Source organism: Streptomyces sp. NPDC047525 (assembly GCF_040643025.1).
GTDB lineage: Bacteria > Actinomycetota > Actinomycetes > Streptomycetales > Streptomycetaceae > Streptomyces > Streptomyces durmitorensis.
In genome coordinates this window covers 1-17,607 of record NZ_JBEYTL010000040.1, presented here as the reverse complement: position 1 = coordinate 17,607, position 17,607 = coordinate 1, and the positions used below count along the sequence as shown (strand labels likewise).

Annotated in this window: 19 protein-coding genes; 3 read left to right on the top strand and 16 right to left on the bottom strand. The window is 69.3% G+C overall.

What is annotated here, in order from left to right; genetic code table 11:
* The coding region (locus tag ABZ833_RS45240; RefSeq protein ID WP_361059854.1) for a DNA-directed RNA polymerase subunit alpha C-terminal domain-containing protein at positions 1–230 on the top strand (230 nt) is incomplete at its 5' end.
* A gap of 65 nt (positions 231–295) precedes the next feature.
* Here the strand turns inward: ABZ833_RS45240 and ABZ833_RS45235 are convergent.
* From ABZ833_RS45235 to ABZ833_RS45225, 3 genes are all read right to left on the bottom strand, one after another.
* The gene (locus tag ABZ833_RS45235; protein ID WP_361059851.1) at positions 296–2,728 is read right to left on the bottom strand and encodes a beta-L-arabinofuranosidase domain-containing protein; all 2,433 of its coding nucleotides are present in this window, start codon (positions 2,726–2,728) and stop codon (positions 296–298) included.
* 200 nt (positions 2,729–2,928) lie between these two features.
* A complete protein-coding gene (locus ABZ833_RS45230) occupies positions 2,929–5,058 on the bottom strand; it encodes an FG-GAP-like repeat-containing protein (protein ID WP_361059848.1) in 2,130 nt (709 codons plus the stop codon).
* Between the two features lie 210 nt (positions 5,059–5,268).
* A complete protein-coding gene (locus tag ABZ833_RS45225) occupies positions 5,269–5,838 on the bottom strand; it encodes a TetR/AcrR family transcriptional regulator (protein ID WP_361059845.1) in 570 nt (189 codons plus the stop codon).
* 207 nt (positions 5,839–6,045) lie between these two features.
* On the opposite strand from ABZ833_RS45225, the gene ABZ833_RS45220 reads away from it, so the two are divergent.
* Positions 6,046–6,645, top strand: coding sequence for a DUF4389 domain-containing protein (locus ABZ833_RS45220; protein WP_361059843.1), 600 nt, complete (start codon positions 6,046–6,048; stop codon positions 6,643–6,645).
* A gap of 106 nt (positions 6,646–6,751) precedes the next feature.
* Here ABZ833_RS45220 and ABZ833_RS45215 read toward each other — a convergent pair whose 3' ends face one another.
* The 13 genes from ABZ833_RS45215 to ABZ833_RS45155 form a co-directional block, all read right to left on the bottom strand.
* A complete protein-coding gene (locus tag ABZ833_RS45215; RefSeq protein WP_361059840.1) occupies positions 6,752–7,453 on the bottom strand; it encodes a 2-phosphosulfolactate phosphatase in 702 nt (233 codons plus the stop codon).
* A 5-nt stretch (positions 7,454–7,458) separates the two neighbouring features.
* On the bottom strand, positions 7,459–7,611 hold the full coding sequence (locus tag ABZ833_RS45210; protein ID WP_361059838.1) for a hypothetical protein: 153 nt from the start codon (positions 7,609–7,611) through the stop codon (positions 7,459–7,461).
* Positions 7,598–8,080 (bottom strand): NUDIX domain-containing protein, encoded by a 483-nt coding sequence (locus tag ABZ833_RS45205; RefSeq protein WP_361059835.1) that lies wholly within the window; start codon positions 8,078–8,080, stop codon positions 7,598–7,600. Before ABZ833_RS45205 ends, ABZ833_RS45210 begins: the two co-directional genes overlap by 14 nt.
* A gap of 181 nt (positions 8,081–8,261) precedes the next feature.
* Positions 8,262–9,320, bottom strand: a complete 1,059-nt coding sequence (locus tag ABZ833_RS45200) for a DUF6461 domain-containing protein (RefSeq protein ID WP_361059832.1) — start codon at positions 9,318–9,320, stop codon at positions 8,262–8,264.
* 94 nt (positions 9,321–9,414) lie between these two features.
* Entirely contained in the window at positions 9,415–9,843 is a 429-nt protein-coding gene (locus tag ABZ833_RS45195) for a VOC family protein (protein WP_361059829.1), read from the bottom strand.
* Positions 9,844–9,885: 42 nt separating this feature from the next.
* Positions 9,886–10,485: a hypothetical protein gene (locus tag ABZ833_RS45190; protein WP_361059827.1), complete on the bottom strand. Its 600-nt coding sequence runs from the start codon at positions 10,483–10,485 to the stop codon at positions 9,886–9,888.
* Positions 10,482–10,856 carry a PadR family transcriptional regulator gene (locus ABZ833_RS45185; RefSeq protein WP_249592404.1) on the bottom strand — a complete coding sequence of 125 codons (375 nt, stop codon included), beginning with the start codon at positions 10,854–10,856 and terminating at the stop codon, positions 10,482–10,484. Before ABZ833_RS45185 ends, ABZ833_RS45190 begins: the two co-directional genes overlap by 4 nt.
* A 156-nt stretch (positions 10,857–11,012) precedes the next feature.
* Positions 11,013–11,669: a class I SAM-dependent methyltransferase gene (locus tag ABZ833_RS45180; protein ID WP_361059824.1), complete on the bottom strand. Its 657-nt coding sequence runs from the start codon at positions 11,667–11,669 to the stop codon at positions 11,013–11,015.
* A gap of 32 nt (positions 11,670–11,701) precedes the next feature.
* Positions 11,702–12,268, bottom strand: a complete 567-nt coding sequence (locus tag ABZ833_RS45175) for an ATP/GTP-binding protein (RefSeq protein WP_361059821.1) — start codon at positions 12,266–12,268, stop codon at positions 11,702–11,704.
* Positions 12,249–12,620: a DUF742 domain-containing protein gene (locus tag ABZ833_RS45170; RefSeq protein ID WP_361059818.1), complete on the bottom strand. Its 372-nt coding sequence runs from the start codon at positions 12,618–12,620 to the stop codon at positions 12,249–12,251. Before ABZ833_RS45170 ends, ABZ833_RS45175 begins: the two co-directional genes overlap by 20 nt.
* A complete protein-coding gene (locus ABZ833_RS45165; protein ID WP_361059815.1) occupies positions 12,617–13,042 on the bottom strand; it encodes a roadblock/LC7 domain-containing protein in 426 nt (141 codons plus the stop codon). The genes ABZ833_RS45170 and ABZ833_RS45165 overlap by 4 nt, the downstream gene beginning before the upstream one ends.
* On the bottom strand, positions 13,032–15,527 hold the full coding sequence (locus tag ABZ833_RS45160; RefSeq protein ID WP_361059813.1) for a nitrate- and nitrite sensing domain-containing protein: 2,496 nt from the start codon (positions 15,525–15,527) through the stop codon (positions 13,032–13,034). Before ABZ833_RS45160 ends, ABZ833_RS45165 begins: the two co-directional genes overlap by 11 nt.
* A 65-nt stretch (positions 15,528–15,592) precedes the next feature.
* Positions 15,593–16,318, bottom strand: coding sequence for an MHYT domain-containing protein (locus ABZ833_RS45155; protein ID WP_361059857.1), 726 nt, complete (start codon positions 16,316–16,318; stop codon positions 15,593–15,595).
* A 515-nt stretch (positions 16,319–16,833) separates the two neighbouring features.
* Between ABZ833_RS45155 and ABZ833_RS45150 the strand changes: the two genes are divergently transcribed.
* A complete protein-coding gene (locus ABZ833_RS45150) occupies positions 16,834–17,523 on the top strand; it encodes a GntR family transcriptional regulator (protein WP_361059810.1) in 690 nt (229 codons plus the stop codon).
* Positions 17,524–17,607 lie beyond the last annotated feature (84 nt).

Below are 17,607 nucleotides of genomic sequence, written 5' to 3'. Positions count from 1 at the left end.
AGCGCGAGGGCATCCACTCCGTGGGTGAGCTCGTGGCCCGCTCCGAGGCGGACCTGCTCGACATCCGCAACTTCGGTGCGAAGTCGATCGACGAGATCAAGATGAAGCTCCACGGGATGGGCCTCGCGCTCAGGGACAGCCCGCCCGGCTTCGACCCGGTCGCCGCCGTCGACACCCTCGCCGCCGACGAGGACGCGGACGCCGGTTTCGTCGAGACCCAGCAGTACTGACTGTTCCGTCGGGGTGCGCGGTCCGGGATTCCCGGACCGCGCACCCCGACGACATGTACGGGGGGTCAGGCCAGCCGCCACAGATGGTCGGCCGTTCCGTTGTCCTCGAACTGCACGACCTGCGCGCTGTTGGCCGTCGACATGCCGTCGACCCCGAGGACCTTCCCGCTGTGCCGGTTGCGGAGCAGGAACCAGCCGTCGTCCTTGTCGACCTTCTCCCAGCGCAGGTGCGCGGCTCCGCTGTCGGTGAACTGGACCGACCGGGCCGAGTCGGCCGTTGACGCTCCTTCGATGCCGAGTACCTTGCCGCTGTACCCGTTGCGCAGTGTGTACCGGCCCTCGCCCCGGTCGATGAGCTGCCACGCGTGGTCGCCGGTACCGGAGTTGTCGAACTGCACCACGCGACCGCCGTCGTCCAAGGACATGCCGTCGACGGCGAGGACCTTGCCGCTGTGCCGGTTCTCGATCCGGCGGAAGGGCGGCTCGGGCGTCCAGGGGCGGCCGTCGGGGGTCGCCGTGGGGAACGCGGTGACGCGCAGTCGTGCCGCGCCCATCGGGATCAGGGTCACTTCCTCTCGCGCGCCCGTGGCACGGGCGGGGCCTTGCTGGAGGGGCGCCACCACGTGCTCGTCGTCCGCGACCCATTCCTCCAGGCGCCGGGCGCGGGCGCTGATGCGGACCGGGACGCCCTCGTGCGTGAACGGGTCGCCCGTCAGGGGTCCGGGGTCGGCGGTGAAGGAGAGGTCGTCGCCCGGGTCGGGGGCGAGCGCGTAGTTCCACGGGGTGGTCGCGTGCACGGCCTGGTGCGGGAAAGCGTCCGTGCCCGCATACCGCTCGTACGACTCCCCGATGCGCAGGGAGTACGTCAGGGGGCCGCGGTCGACGCTCACCGCTCCGCTCCTCCAGGAGCGCACGGTGGTGCGCTGCGGCAGCCGCAACGTGACGCGGTCCCCCTTGCGCCAGGTTCGCTCGACCTCGACGAAAGCCGGTCCGTCCGGGGCTGCCAGCCGTCGGCCGTTGACGGAGAGCTGGGGCCTTTCGCACCAGCCGGGTATGCGCAGGCGGAGCGGGAAGCGCACCGGCTTGTCCATCTCCAGGGTGAGAGTGACGGTCTCCTTGAAGGGGTAGTCGGTGGACCCGGTGATCGTGACGGAGGTGCCGTCGCCGACCTTGGCCGTGACCCGGCACGGCGCGTACATCGCCGCCGCCAGGCCCCGGTCCGGAGTCGCGAGCCACAGCTCCTCGGTGAAGTAGGGCCAGCCCATGCCGTAGTTGTGCGGGCAGCAGCGGTACTGGTCGACGCCGGGCTGGAAGGCCTGCATCGCGAATCCGTTCTGGAACTGCCCTTGCGTCTTACGGGTGTTGTCGAGGTCGACGCTGTTGGCGCTGGTGACGTAGTGGATGCCTGATCCCGCGGGGTCGGTGGCCGCGGGCAGCATGTTGAAGGCCAGCTCTTCGCACAGGTCGGCCCAGACCGGGTCGCCGGTGATGCGGGTGAGGAGTTCGTGACTGGCCATGAACTCGACGGTCCCGCAGGTCTCGAAGCCCTGGCGGGGGTCGCCGAAGCCGGGGCGGGCGTTCTCGTCGCCCGCGAAGCCGCCACCGGGGAACTGTCCGTACGTCCCGATCGCGGTCGCGTAGTTGCGGTAGGCCGCCCGGGTGTGGGCCGCCTTGCCGGAGCGCAGCGCGTACTGGGCGGGCTCACGGAAGCCCTGCGCCACATTGACGTTGTGCCAGTCGGCCACGCCGTCGGCCCAGTTCACGCCGTGGGTGTGCATCTTGTCGGCGAGTTCGAGCAGGAACCCCTCTTGGGTGCGGTTGTAGAGCCAGAAGGCGACGTCGAGCCCGTCGCCCCATCGCTTGGAGACCCAGCTGGAGTCGAAGGCGCCGGGCCCCTGGGCGTTCATGAAGCGCATGAAGCGCAGCAGGAACGGGACGATTCGCTTGTCCCCTGTGAACTCCTCGTGCGAGCGCAGCGCCTGAAGAAACGGCAGGTAGGGCCAGAAGTCCGGGCCGCCGTTCAGCTGGGTGCGCAGCCTTCTGGGGCCGAAGAACCCGTCCGCCTCCTGGGTGGCGATGATCGCGTCGATCCACCGGCGGCTCTCCGCCAGGGCGGTGCGGTCTCCGGTGAGGGCGGCGAGGTCGACGTATCCGCGCAGCCAGTACGTCACTTCCTCCCACCCGGCCTTGTCCGGGTGCACCCAGCCGGAGTCGTCGAACGCGAGGAAGTGCGAGATCTCCGCGTACCGCCCGAACAGACCGCCGAGAAGGAGGTCGAGCTGTCCGCGCAGCCAGCCGCGAGCCGTGACGCTGCCGACGGGAAGTCTCTGGAACGCGGTGGGGGCCAGTGGCGCGGCGTTGGGGCCGTACAGACCGCCGCGTGCCGGGGGCGCCGCCTCCGCCGCGGCCCGGCCGGTGACGACGGCCGTCCCGCCGGCTGTGCCGAGGGTGATCGCGCCGGAGCGCAGGAGGAAGTGGCGTCGGCCGAACTGCGTCATGAATACCGTCCCGTCGTTGTCCGTGTTGGCCGGTGGCTGCCGTGCAGAGCGCTTTGCAACGTTGGAAAACTGAGGTGTGCGAGATCTCTGGAGCGTGGGACACAGGGGCAGTTGGCATCCCAGCACCGAGTGACGGCATTGTCCAGAGGGAGGGATGGGGTCAGAAATCCGGCACTAGGGCGCCGAAGCGGTACGGACGGTCAAGCGCGGGCCACGAACACGCCGTCGTTACCGAAGCCGACGAAGTCCGCCTTCCCATCGCCGGTGGTGTCCGCCAGGAGGCGGGGGTGCTTGTCGACCCGCCAGCCTCCGGCGCTGTACCCGAACTGAGGCCTGACCAGGCCCATCGTGTCGAACTCACCGCCGCCGCGTGACCGGGCCACCCATACGCCCTCGTCGCCGAACCCCACGACGTCGGCCTGGCCGTCGCCGGTGATGTCGGCCAGGAAACGTGGGTGCCTCTCCACCCGCCAGCCGGATACGTAGCCGAACTCGTTGATCACAAACTTGGGGCGCTGGAAGCTCCCGTCGCCGTTGGAGATCGCCGTCCACACTCCGTGTTCGCCAAAGCCGACGATGTCCGCCTTGGAGTCACGGGTGAGGTCCGCCAGGAAGCGCGGGTGCCTTTCGACCCGCCAGCCGGACATGTAGCCGAGGTCGGCGAGCACGAACTTCGCCTCCTGGAACGTCCCGTCACCGTTGGAGAGTGCGGTCCATACCCCTTGGTCACCGAAGCCGACGAGGTCCGCGCGGCCGTCGCCGGTGATGTCGGCCAGGAAGCGAGGGTGCTTCTCCACCCGCCAGCCGGTCTCGTAGCCCAGCTCGGCGAGCACGAACTTCGCCTCCTGGAACGTCCCGTCACCGTTGGAGAGTGCGGTCCATACGCCTTGATCGCCGAAGCCGACGAGGTCCGCGCAGCCGTCGCCGGTGATGTCGCCCAGGAACCGAGGGTGCTTCTCCACCCGCCAGCCGGTCTCGTAGCCCAGCTCGGCGAGCACGAACTTCGCCTCCTGGAACGTCCCGTCACCATTGGACAGCGCCACCCAGACGCCCTGGTCGCCGAAGCCGACGACGTCCTCGCCGTCCCTGTTGGTGACGTCGGCCAGGAGGCGGACGTGTTTCTCCACCCGCCACCCCGATCCGTGGCCGAAATCGGTCACGACGCGTCGAGGCGTCTCGAACCTGCCGCCGGGCTGGCCCGGTGACAGATACACGCCGTCCTCGGCGAAGCCGACGATGTCGAGCCGCCTGTCACTCGTGGCGCGCGCCAGGAATCGCAGGTGCCGTTCGGTCCGGTAACTCCCCGCGTTGTAGGCGTAGTTGCGCAGCAGCAGGCTCGGGGCCCAGCCGAAGTGGCCGGGGGTGTACTGGCACAGGGCGAACGTGTTGGACTTCATGAGGCACGCGATGCCGCCGTCGGCCGCGCAGGTCTCGCAGTTGCCGTTGACGAGGCCGTACCGCCCGTGGGAGCCATCGCAGTCACAGGGGCCCGCCGTGTACTCGTCGGGGCAGCCGAAAACATGCCCGGTCTCGTGGGCGAAGACGGTGTCGGTGTTGTCCGGTCCGTAGCCGATGCTGGGGTTCATCACCACGTGCGTGCGGGCGACGGCGGCGTACGCGATTTTGATGATCGGGTACTTGACGAAAAATCCGCAGTACGTCCAGCGGGTGCTGAAGCGTTCGCGAAGGCTCTCGATGTAGGTGCGGACCCCGCCCGCACCGGCCTTGTGGCCGATCGCCTTCATGGTCGGATCCCGCCAGAGGGCCTCGAGATCTTCGGCCGCCGGGTCCGCGGGGACGGTCAGTGCCACGTTCTGGACGTCGTAGGCGAAGCTGATGCCCGCGACCGGGTTGGCCGTGACGGCGAAGAAGCCCAGGCCTTCCTGTACCTCGGCCACGATCTTGACCACTTCGTCGTCGGTGAACTGCAGGTCGGCCGTCGGCCCCTGCACGATGACGATGCCGACCGCGACGCTCCCCTCCAGGTACTCGCTGTTCGTCGAGTGCAGCTGGACGCCCTCGGTCACGCCACGGGAGCTCGACAGCGCACCCCCCGAGGTGGCGCAACCCGGCATGTCCCAGGTCTCGCCCGCTCGTGGCCGCCGTTCCTTGGCCGTGCGGTACGCGTCCGACTCCCGCAGCCGCAATGCCGCGAGGCCCAGCGCCTCCGCCTCGGTGAGACCGTCCTTCTCGTCGGGCTCGGGGCCCGGCTGACCGACCGCGGAGTCGCCCTCGGGCACGGCGACGACGTGGAGGCGCCCGTACCGGTGCAGCGTGTGTCCCGCCCCGTCCAGTACGGCACGCTCGGTGACTTGGAGAACTCCGGCCATCTCATGCCTCCGTTCCACGCCGACGCCGAAGACGCCAGAACAGGACGTCCCCCGTGCGTGGTCTGAGCGTCACGCTTCTCCTGCGCCCGCGAACGGTCAATACGCACCACCCGCCACCCGCTCCGGGCAACCTGGCATACCTCGCCCGACCGTGCCGGGTGCCGCCGGGATCAGGCGGCATTGCACGGCCGCACGCGGCATGGGGCGGGATCAGGCTCCGTGGCGGGCCCGCTCGAGGCCGTCGAGGATCAGGTCGAGCCCGAACAGGAACTCGTTGCCGCGGTCGTAGCCCGGCTGAAGAAGGTGCTCGGCAGTCGCCTCCTGGAGCGAGAACCCGTAGATGTAGCTGTCCAGGACGGACACCACGTGGGCGATCAGCTCGGTCGAGAAGCCCGCCCCTCGGAGCGTTCCGATCACTCCGTCGTGGTGGCGCAAGGTGGCGGGCCCGGGGGTGGCCCGCGACTCCATGAGGCCCGTCGCCCAGGGGTGGCGCGACATGACCGTGCGGGCCGAGATGGCCCGGCGGCGCATGGCCGTCCGCCAGTCCGCCTCGTCGGCCGGCAGGTCGATCTCGGCGAAAACGGAGTCGATCATGCCGTCGAGCAGATCGACCTTGTTCGCCACGTGGCGGTACAACGACATCGCCTCGACGCCGAGTTCCACGCCGAGCTTGCGCATGGTGAGCGAATCGATCCCGCTCGCGTCGGCGAGGGCGATGGCGGTCCGCAGTATCCGATCCCGGGTCAGCGGGGGCCGGGGGGCAGGCTCCGGGTGGTTCATCCGCGTCCTTCCGGTCCTGTGCCTTGACATGCTTACGACGTAAGCGTACGACTTACGAGGTAAGCTTACGTTGTAAGGGGCCGATCATGGTGTCCGAGCGGCGCAGACCGAAGGGCCCGTCCCGGGCGGCAGGTCGCCTGCGGGTCACGCATGCGGCGGCGCGCAGTCGCCGCGCTCATCCATGCAGTGCCGTCCAAGGAGGGCACCATGACACTGGCCACTCCGTATCCCACTCAACTCGGCCTCAAGGGCACACGTCACATCGCTCGCTGGCGGCCACTCGTGCAGTGGCTTCTCGCGGTTCCGCAACTGCTGATCGCCTACGTGCTCAGCCTGTTGCGCGGGGTGCTGACCTTCATCGCCTTCTTCACCGTGCTGTTCACACGGCGCATCCCGCGTCCGCTCTTCGACGCGATCGCCATGACCTTCCGCTACGAGTGGCGCGTGGCGAGTTACGCGCTGTTCCTGCGTGAGGACTATCCGCCCTTCGACTTCCAGTCCGCCTCCGGCGACGACGGCCTCGATCCACACACCGTCGTCACCTTCACCTACCCGGAGCGGATGTCGCGGTGGCAGCCCCTGATCAAGTGGCTGCTCGCCGTCCCGCACTATCTGGTGCTGTTCCTGCTGAGCATCGCAGCGATGGCTTCCGTGATCGTGGGCTTCTTCGCCGTGCTCATCACCGGCGAATATCCGCTGGGGATACGCGACTTCGTCGTGGGCGTCTACCGCTACAACCTGCGGGTGCAGGCCTACGTCGGTCTGCTCACCGACAGCTATCCGCCCTTCAGCCTGCAGCCCGGCTGACCGCTGACCGACTGCCCGGCTGGCAGAGCCGCCGCGAGGCTCCGGCGGGCGCCGCACGCACCGAGCCGACCTCGCTCACATGGTGCGCGTGCGACCTCACCAGCGATCAGATCGCGGCATCGCCGGTCGACGAAGACATGGCGCACGGACGGAGGACCATGAGCGAGTCTTCCAAGGTCGCCACCATGGCAAAGGGGAAGCGGTCGAGCTCAAGACAGAGTTCGACGTCATCAGGATGGACGCCTTGGCGCACACCCTGTGCCAGCTCGGCGGCGGCGCGCGACTCGGCAGCGCGGCGGACGAACTCGGCAGCATCCGTTTCGGCCTCCGTGGCCCTCCGAGCGATGTATTGAGCGCACGCCAGGTCCTCATCGGCCTGCCCGTCTTCGCCCGTGACCACGAACGTGACACTGTCGCTCTTGCGCGTGCGCAAGACCTGAGCCGTTGCCTCCGCCACCACGAAGCTGGCGCACAGCACCAGCGCCGCGTCCTTGACCGCCAGGGCACCGACCGTGCCTGCCGTGGTCTTCTGCACAACTGTCCGTCCGGCAAGGTCAACAGACCTCAGCATGCCCGGCGAGTTGACGGCGTCGAACCCGGGCGCGGGCGGACCGTCCTTGAGTGCCACCCAATCCGGGTGGCGCCCCTTGAGCGCGAGGGCTTCGTCCAGCGACTCAGCAAGAACGATCTTCTCCGCTCCCTGGGTAAAGGCCCAGGCAGCCACGGTGAAGGCACGCATGACGTCGACCACGACCGCCACGGACGGGGCTTCGGCCAGCTCAGTGATACCAAGGAAACGAGAGTCCATTCGGGTCATGATCGCGCATGCCCGACGCGGTGCACACGGGGAGTGGTCCACATCACCAGGGCCAGTACGGCGGTCTGGGCTCCCGGCATCGCCATGAGGCCGCCGCCCAACTCACCCTCGTACGACAGGCGCTGTGCCCGCCCGTCATGCGCGATCACGATCGCGATTGCGCCACGGTCCGTCTGGCAGCAGGGTGCCGAGCACGGCCAGCAACTGTGGCGGCTCAACCGGGTCTGACAGCGAGTCCAGATCAGACCACGCGATCCAGACGTGCGTGTCGAGGCTGGCGCGCTCATCGGGGAGCAGTCCGGTCCGCACGAGCGATGGTTGCTCGTTGGTGAACCGCGCGACGAAGAAGTGCTCCGTCCCGGTGTACCGCCGGCCGTTCCACCGCACATCACGGTGGACTGGCACAGACCGATCAAGCACCGCAGCCGGGTCGAGTCCGGTTTCCTCGGCCAGTTCGCGCCGTGCCGCCACCAGCGGCGTCTCGCCCGGCTCGATCCCGCCACCGGGTGGCTCCCAGAGGAATGACCCGTCGAACGGATCACGCCAGCGCATAAGAAGCACGCGATGGGCAGCGTCCAGACAGATGACCCGAGAGGCGGACCGTTGCGTTGTTTCCACCCCCCTGACGCTATGCGGTGCTCGAAACGTCGATCAAGACCTGGACCGCGTTGGTCAACGTCTCAATCACGCCACCGGAGACAACCTCATCGTCTCGGCGGTCTGGGAGTAGACGGCTGATCGCAGCGCGATTGCTCAACAAAAGGGGTTGGGTACGCGCTCCGGCCGCGAGCCGCTCCTGTCAGGCCCTTCGAAGTGCCGCACGATGCAGATGTCCGACCAGCCAGAACTCCTCAACTCGTGCGCTGTCACCCGTCATCGCCGTGACCAGGGAGCTCAGGACGTCCGGGAGGCAGGCCGTCGTGGCGGTCTGGTCCGTCGCGACGCACCGTGCGAGGACACTGAAGACGATGGCCTGTCGGAAGGTGAGGTCGGAGGGGCGTTCCCACTCGGGGGTGAAGTCATCGGGCTCGCCGGCCCGCAGCGCGTGGGACCGGGAGAGTGCCAGATCGCCCGCAGCGGTGAGTTCCTCCCGGAGTCGATCTCGCTCGGCGGCCGTGGTGTTGCCCATCGCGAGAGCGGCCACGGCCAAGGGGTGTGCGCGCAAGTCGGCGTGTGCCACGGCCAGTTCCAGCGCGTGGCGACGCATTCGCCCCAGATGCGCGGGGCCCAGATCCGCCAGGTAGCTCACAAAGGGCTCCCTCTTCAGCAGCGGCGAGTCCACGAGCCCCTGCCCCAATAGGTACTCCGTTACGGGCGTGATGGGAACGGCGCGGTGTGGGCCTCGTATCCAGGCGTCGTCGAACCGCGCACCTGTCGCGCGCTCGACCGCCGCGAGCCCCGTGCCCCAGTCGGCACCGACCCCCAAGGGCAGGCCCTTCAGCAGGGGTTCCCAGGCCTCGGGCCGAGCCCCGTACGGATCCTCGGGCACGATCATGTCGAGCACGGACGAGACCAGTCCGTCCTCGGCCAGGCTCAGTCGGGACACCGAGTTGACGTTCCAGAAGGCGCTGGCGGTGCGACCGAGACGGGAGAGCGGGCGCAGCACCTCCTCGCGGGACCCCTGATGGTTGTTGTTCTCCACGACGACGACCGTCGGCCCCGAACGGGAGACCAGGATGCTCTCCCCGTCGTAGTGCTCACGCAGGTCCTCCAGGCGCATGGGGCGGGCCTGTTCGGGATCACCGCCGAAGAGCCGGATCACATCATCCTCGTGGCCGTCGCGCACGGCCGTGAACGTGGCCGCCACCTGGAGCCCTACCTCGGTGAGAAAGCCGTCAAGGTGCTCGGGGGAAGTCATGCCTCGATTCTCCCCGTCGCCACTGACAGTGCGGGTCTACGGGATCAGCACGATCCCGTAGAGCACCTCGCCGGCATCCATCTTTCGCGTCCTGTCAGTCGATGCAGAACTCGTTCCCCTCGATGTCCTGCATCGGGATGCACGAATCGGTGCCGTCATACAGCGTTTGCACGTGTATCGCCCCGAGCGGGACCAGTCGTGCGCACTCGGCCTCCAGTGCGGCCAGTCGCTCTTCACCCACGAGTCCGGTGCCGACCCGCACGTCAAGATGCAGCCGGTTCTTGGCGGCCTTCCCTTCGGGGACGCGCTGAAAGTACAGTCGCGGGCCCACGCCAGAAGGGTCGACGCAGGCGAACCATGCGTCCTGCTGGTCAAGTGGCTGCGAGCTCTTGAAGTCGTCCCACGTGGCGAACCCCTCCGGTGGCGGCGGTACGACGTACCCCAACACCTCGCACCAGAAGCGAGCGAGGCGCTCCGGTTCGGCGCAGTCGAAGGTGACTTGGAACTTCTTGATCGACATCATCAGGCCACCGTAGGGGCGCGCGCTGCTCGGCGAAACCCCTGCTCAGGCGCGGCGGACCCGCCAGAGCCATGCTGCCGTGCCGACCATCAGGGCGAGCATCGCCAGATTGGCCAGGAGGGCCGGGGTGCCGGCATCCGGGCCGCCGCTGGACAGGTTCCAGGTCGCGATGATGGCACTCGGCAGAACGGCGGCCAGCAGTACGCCGCTGGTCTTCTGTACGGCGGTCCAGTGCACCGAGGTGCAGAGGAGCACCGCGCCGGTGATGCGGAACAGGACGCCGATCAGCGGCCCGGGATTGTCGGGGAAGACCATCAGGAAGGCCATCGAGAGGGTGAGCATCAGGAGCGGGACCAGGGGGTGCACCTTGCCTTGCCGGGCGGGTGCACCGGCATCGCCTCGGGCCGGGGCCCCGGCGGCGAACCCGTTCCCCGCCTCGGTCAGCGCCGTCGCCGCGATCGTACGCGGGTCCCCCAGCGCCGCCAGGACCTCGCCGATCGGGGCATCAGGGCGTTCGGCTCGCGTCACCTCTATGTGTTCGGCGAGGTCGGCGAGGAGTTCCTGGCGACGGTCGGCGGGGAGTGCGGAGGCCTCGCGCTCGACGGCGGAGAGATAGTCGCGAACGGGGTCGGCAGAGGTCTTCATGCGGGGTCTCCGGTGGGGGGTTGCGGGGTGGTCAGGAAGGCGTCGACGGCGTTGCGGAAGCCCGGCCAGACGCGGGTGAACTCGTCGAGTGCGGCTCGGCCGCTGCCGGTGAGCGCGTAATAGCGACGGGGTGGGCCGGAGGCGGACTCCTGCCAGGTGGTGGTGACCAGGTCGTCGCGGCGGAGCCGGGAGAGCAGCGGGTAGACCGTGCCCTGACTGGTGGCCAGGGCGCCGGAGTCCTCGAGGGCGTGGAGGAGTTCCACGCCGTAGCGGGGGCGGTCCCGCATCAGGGCGAGTACGCAGTACTCCAGGACGCCCTTGCGCAGCTGGGCGGCTGCCCGGGCCTGCTTGGTCGAATCACCTGGTTCCATGCGATGCAAGATACCTGGTGGGGCAAGTGAATGGGAAGGGGGGGTGTGGGGCTGAACAACCTGGCGATGAGGCGTGGTCAGGCCGGGATACCCCAGGGTCAGCGCGTGGCGAGAGCTGCCGGGGCGAGGGCTCGCCTTCGGCGGCCTGGTCCCGGATCAGGGCTGACGACGCGCGAGGATGATCCCTCCGAGCTTGCTCTCGGCCGAGGTGAGAGTCGTGTGCGTCTCGACGGCGAAGCCGGCTTCGTCGAGCCACTCGATCGTCTGGTCGTGCTGCCGTCGATGGACGTACACCTTCATCGGGTGCCCGCCGTACCCCTCGGTCTTCAACTGGGACTCGTCGCCGACGTGAAAGCTGAGCAGCAGCGGCCCGCCGGGCCGAAGCACTCGGCGGAAGTGCGCAAGAACCGAGCTGATCTCGTCGTCGGGAATGTGGATCAGTGAGTACCAGGCGACCAGCCCGGACACGGAGGCGTCGGCCAAGGCGAGCTCCGTCATGGATCCGAGATCGAACCGCACACCGGGGTGATCACGCCGGGCCACATCGGTCATGCCCGGCGACAGGTCGATGCCGAACGCGTCCAGGCCCAGCGTCCGCAGGTGGCCGGTGATCCTGCCCGTCCCGCACCCCACGTCCGCGACCGGCCCATGGCCTTGGCCGCGCACCAGGTCGGCGAAGAGAGCCAACACCTCTCGTTCTTGAGGTGTTTCGTCCAAGAGGTGTCTTGTCAGATCTGCGTAACTCGCGGCGACGGTGTCATACGACGTCCGCGTATCCGCAAGCCAGTCATCTGCGTTCCGTCCCAGTTCCACGGACGGCAGACTACCCACCTCATCAAGCCCGGCTAGAGCCCCTGTCCCCCGCCCGCCTGCCGCACCAGCGCGATGAGGACCTCCTTGCCGGACACCCGGGTCCGGGCGTCGCACAGCACCACGGGGATTCCGGGATCGAGGTCCAAGGCCTGGGCGACCGCCTCGGCGCTGTGGTCGCGGGCGCCGTCGAAGCAGTTGACGGCGATGACGAAGGGCAGCCCGCGGCGCTCGAAGAAGTCCACTGCCGGGAAGCACTGTTCCAGGCGTCGGGTGTCGGCCAGGATCACGGCGCCCAGGGCGCCCTGCGCCAATTCGTCCCACAGGAACCAGAAGCGGTCCTGTCCCGGTGCGCCGAAGAGGTACAGGGCGAGGTCCGAGTCGATGGTGATGCGGCCGAAGTCGAGGGCGACGGTGGTCGTGGTCTTCTGCCCGACGCCGTCCAGCCGATCCACCGGACGGCCGGCCTCCGTGAGGACCTCCTCGGTGCTGAGCGGCCGGATCTCGCTGACCGCGCCGATGAGCGTCGTCTTGCCGACTCCGAACCCACCGGCCACAAGGATCTTCAGTGCCTGGAAGTGGTCAGAGTTCGCGGAGTCCATCGATCACTTTCCTGAGGAGGTCGGGTTCGGGTATCCGGGCGGGCGGAACGGGTGGCGTGACACGGATCAGGCCTGCCGCGAGGAGATCCGCGAGCAGGACGCGCACGACCCCCAGCGGGAGCCCTGACTCGGAGGCCACGTCCGCCACCGGCCGGGGCCGCTGCTCGCACAGCAGGTGCAGGGAGCGCTGTTCCGGTGAGAGAGGCGGCGGGGCGAGGTCCGGGACCGTGTGCACCACTGCCATCAGGTCGAAGGCGCCGCTGCTGGGGCGGGCCCTGCCCTGCGTCATCGCATAGAGCCGGACCAGGGGTCCCGCGTCGTCGTCGTACCACTGCGGGGTGTCGCCGGTCATGTCTGGGACGGCGCCTCTTCAGGGTGGCGGGCAGGTGCCGACAGGTGTTCGCCGACCCGCTTGACCAAGCGGGCCATCTCGTAGGCGACCAGGCCCAGATCAGCTTCGGACGTGCAGAACACGGCCAGGCACGAGCCGTCTCCCGCGGCGACGACGAAGAGGAAGCCGCCCTGGAGCTCGACCATCGTCTGGACCACGGGGCCCGCCTGGAAGTGCCGGCCGGTTCCCTTGGCCAGGCTGTGGAAGCCGGATGCGATGGCGGCGAAGCGCTCGCCGTCCTCCCGGCTGAGTCCGGAGGAGGACCCGATCGCCAGGCCGTCGGCGGAGAGCACGACGGCATGGCGGACCTCGGGCACCCGCCCGGGCAACTCGTCAAGGAGCCAGCTGAGTTCGCTGCTGCTGCGCTGGACGTCACCGGTCATGGTTGTTCGTCTCCTCGTTACGGATCTGCTGCTCCTGCGTCGGTTCGGACGTCGCGGGCGGCCACGGTTCGGGGTGTTGTTGCGGGTCCAGTGGACGTGGCGGGTCTTGTGGGCGTGGCGGGTCTTGTGGGCGTGGCAGGTCGTACGTCTGTGGCGTACGGCCCGTCGGTGACGGCGGCGGCTCGGCCGAGTGCCTGCCCCTGGCCCACCCGGAGCGGAGCGCGGCCATGGTGGCGCGGGCGTCCTCCGGTGACCTCTCCGCCGTCGGCGCGGGGTCGGCGACCTGGGCCGATGGCTGCTGTAGCTCGGGGGTGAGGTGCGTCTGGCGTACGCGACGCGGCAGCGCGTGGGGGGCCAGGGGCGGCCGGTCTGCCGCTGGTCCTGTCGGCAGGTCGTCGCTCTGCCCGGGTGGGCTCGGCAGGGGGCTCCGCGCGGGTGCCGCGCGCACCGGCGCGGGTTGCCCGGGAGCGGTGGCCGACGGGGTTTCGGTCGCGCCCGATACCGGGGCCTCGGTGACCGCATGGGTCCGCCGGGTGGTGCGGCGGGGCAGCGTGCCCTCCGCGTTGCCCGCCTGCTCGAGGGGCTCTGCCGTCACCAGCTCCTGCGGCAGCAGGACCACCGCCGTGATGCCGCCGAACACCGAGGGCCGCAGCGACACAGCGGCGCCGAGACGGCGTGCGAGTCGGTTGACCACGTACAGACCGAGCTGCTCGGTGTCCAGGAGGTCGATGCGCGCCGAGTCCCTGACGCGGGCGTTGGCATCGTCCAGGGTCTGTGCGCCCATGCCCAGGCCGCGGTCCTCGATCTCGATGACGAAGCCGGTGCCGACCTGTTCGCCACGCACCTCGACCGTGGTGTGCGGGGGCGAGAACACGGCGGCGTTCTCGACGAGTTCGGCCAGGAGGTGGGTGAGGTCGGTGACCGCACCACCGGGGATGCGGTGCCCGGGCATCTCCCGGACCGCCACCCGCCCGAAGTCCTCGACCTCGGCGACGGCCGCCCGTACGACATCCATCAGCGGCACCGGATGGCGCCACGCCCGCCCCGGAGAGGCCCCCGACAGAATGATCAGGCTCTCGGCGTGGCGCCTCATCCTGGTGGTGAGGTGGTCGACGCGGAACAGGTCCTCCAGCTCGGCGGGATCCTGCGTGCGCCGCTCCATGGTGTCGAGCAGGCCGAGCTGACGGTGCAGCAGCACCTGGCTGCGGCGGGCCAGGCTCACATAGACGTCCGAGACCCGCCGCAACGCCTCCGCGCGCAGTGCGGCCGACCGCAGAGCCGCGCGGTGCACGGCGACCAGGGCGGCGCCCACCTGGCCGACCTCGTCGGCTCCGTACCTGCGGACGGGCACGGGCGCCTCGATGTCGACCTGCTCCCCGTGGTGCAACTTGCGGATAGCGGCGGGGAGTTCGTGCCCGGCAAGACGCAGGGCATCGGTCTTCAGGTCGACGAGTTCGACCACCAGTGCCCGTCCGATGCCGACGGAGATCACCAGGGAGAGCAGTACACCGGCGAAGCCGAGGATGACGGCGATCCCTGCCGCGCCGAGGTTGTCGAAGGAGTACGGATCGAGGTCCGCCCCGCTCGTGGGATCCGCGCCGCCGGCCCGCTCCAGGGCTGCGAGCGCGGCGCGGCTCTGTTCGTCCCAGCGGGTGGCGGAGACCGCGCTGGCCGCCGACGCCCCGGCGGTCGAGCTGATGACCGCGTCCTCGTCGGCCCGCAGGGCGCGTTCGACGCCGCTCGTCAGGACCGAGCGCAGGGTGGCTTCGTCGGCTTGGCGCAGTTCGGTCACCCCCGCCGTCAGCAGCGCGCGGCGGGTGTGAGCGGCGCCGATGAACTCGGCGTGCTGCACCCGGGTCATGCCGCCGACGGTGTGGACCGCGCCCAGGAGGGCGTCCTCACGGGTCAGCAGTTCACGGGCGCGAGCGGTGTCGAGCAGAAGGCGTGCTTGCGAGACGACTTCGGCGGGGCCTGATCCGGCGACCGCGCTTTGGACGGCGAGCCCGCGATCGACGACGGTGGTGTACGCGGACTGCGTGGCACCACCGGTGTGCGAGCGCTCCCGCAGGGTCGGCAGGCCCTCGGACGAGGCCAGCAACCGCTGGATCCTGGAGGGGAGTTCGGGGTGGAGCGTGACCAACTCCGAGGAGGCGGAGGCGACCTCGTGCCGCAGCCGGTTCGATGCGGCATCCGTGTGCCGTGCCGCTTCACGCAGTGCGGCGGTGCGCGTGGAGCCACCCTGGGCGGGGGCGCGTGCGGCGGCGGATCGCTCGGCCTGCACCGCACTCACCACGTCGTCGACCGGGGTGAGCAAGGTCGTGTTGACGTCCTTGAGGAGCGCCATTTCCGAGACGCTTCGGGCGGTTCCTACGGCGGCGAAGGCCCAGAGCGCCATCAGGGAGATCACCGGGACCATGAGCAGGGACACGATCTTCGCCCGTACGGATTTTGGGCGCAGTCGGCCAAGTGCGCTGCGTGCGCGCATAGTTGCCTCGTTCAGTCAGCGGGTGAGCGTGGAGGGGGAACCGGAAGAGGGACAGGCAAGTGCCCTCACCGGGTGGGCAGTTCGATCTCCTCCACGGGTCGGGCCATGGCGGCGTCGGCCCGTTCGCGTGCCGTCGGCGAGAGCGCCACGAACGCGGAGGTGAGGAAGAGGAAGGAACCGAGCACCACGGTGAGCGGGAAGATGAACTCCATCGCTGTCGCGCCGGGGAGCACGGCTCCATCGCCGCTCACCGTGACCCGCACGGCGCTCATCCCCGTGTAGTGCATGCTGCTGACTGCCAGGCCCATCACCAGGGACGCGACCACGGCGCCGGTGATGCCACGCACGCTCAGCGCGGCCCAGAGGGCGGCGGTGGCCGCCGCGACGGCGATCAGCACCGAGAACGCGACGCGGGTGGCGTCGTATCCGACGCTGCCGTCCAGACGCAGGGCCGCCATGCCCAGATAGTGCATCGCCGCGACGCCGAACCCGGTGCCGAGACCGCCGAGCGTCAGCGCCCGGAAGCGGGCATGCGCGTAGTGCCCGACGGTGAGCATGCCCGCGCTGACCACGACGACCGCGACCAGCAGACTCAGCAGCGTGAGCGGAATGTCGTAGCGGATCGGGGTTCCCGCGACGCGGAACCCGAGCATGGCGACGAAGTGCATCGTCCAGATGCCCGAGGCGATCGCGACGGACGCCGTCAGGAGCCAGTTGCGCCGTGCACGGCCTTGCAGGTCCAACGCCCGTACGGTGCAACGCAGTCCGAGGGCCGCGCCGATGCTGGCCATCGCATAGGCGAGGAGGGGAGAAACCCACCCTCCGCCGAAATGCTGCAGATGAGCCACAGGAATTCCCTTCGTGATCTTCAATGCGCAGCGACGGACGCTAGCACGGTCAACTGCATTGAAATCACGGACGAATTCATGGCTGCCCGATGCATCTTCACGGAAAGTGGAGTTACCCGCGCGTCGTGTCATCCAGCTCATCACGGCAGCGGCGTGACCGATGTGCGGTCGATCGCCGCCCGCCCCCCAGGACACCCCTGGAACAGCGCTTTTCCGGGAGGGGCGCGCGGCACGGCGCTCCGCCCGTCGCGCGAACGCGCGGACCGGACCCGGCCCTGCCCTGAACATCGGAGCGACGGGCACGAATGACGCAGGTCACTGAGGTGTGGTCCGCATAAAGCGGACGCACGTGCAGCCCTGACGCAAAACGCCCTCGGATCGAAATTCCTGACTTTCGGCGGGTATCCCCATGACTTTCGGCATGCATTCGGACCCGGGAAAACAGCGAAGCTCGAAATATGGACGAACGGAAGTCCCGCACCACGCCGCGGTACCTGGAAATAGCCGCCCGAATCACAAACCTGATCACCGAGGCGCAGGGCCCCGCCGACATCAGGCTCCCCTCCGAGCGGGAACTCAGCGAGATGTACGGCGCCCATCGCGACACCGTGCGGCGTGCCCTGCGCAGGCTGCGGGAGCAGCGGCGCATCTACACGGGCAAGCGCGGCACGTTCGCCTACTCACTGCGCGCCGCCCCCGAGAGCGGCGCCGGGCAGAAGCCCGATGTGGCCACGACGGCCCGGCTCACCTACGAGCGGGTCCCGCCGGACGTCGCCAAGGTGCTCTCACTCGGCGAGGGCCTTCAGACCTTGGTACTGCGCCATCGCGCCTACCGCGGCACGTCCGTCCTGGTCCGCACCTCGACGTCGTACTTCTCGTCGGCGCTGTTGACCTCCGTGCCGCAGCTGAGGGACCGCGCGCGGCCCGGCCGCCCACCGGAGCCGACCACGCTGCGCGACGTCCACGCCTGGCTGCTCGACGCCCAGGTGCGTCCCGCCCGCCCGACAGCCGTCCGGGCCTCGGCACGGGAGACTCGTGCCGAGGTTCCGGACCAGGACAGCGACTGGTCGTGGCAGCGCACCCTGGTGCACGACCAGCACGGCCGTCTGATGGCGGTCACTGATCTGGGGCACCGGCGCGAGCTGTGATTGCTTGGGTCTACTTGGTGGTGTGGGTGGGGTAGACCTGGACGTCGGTGTAGGCGCCCTTGATGTCGCCTGCGCTCGCGGGCC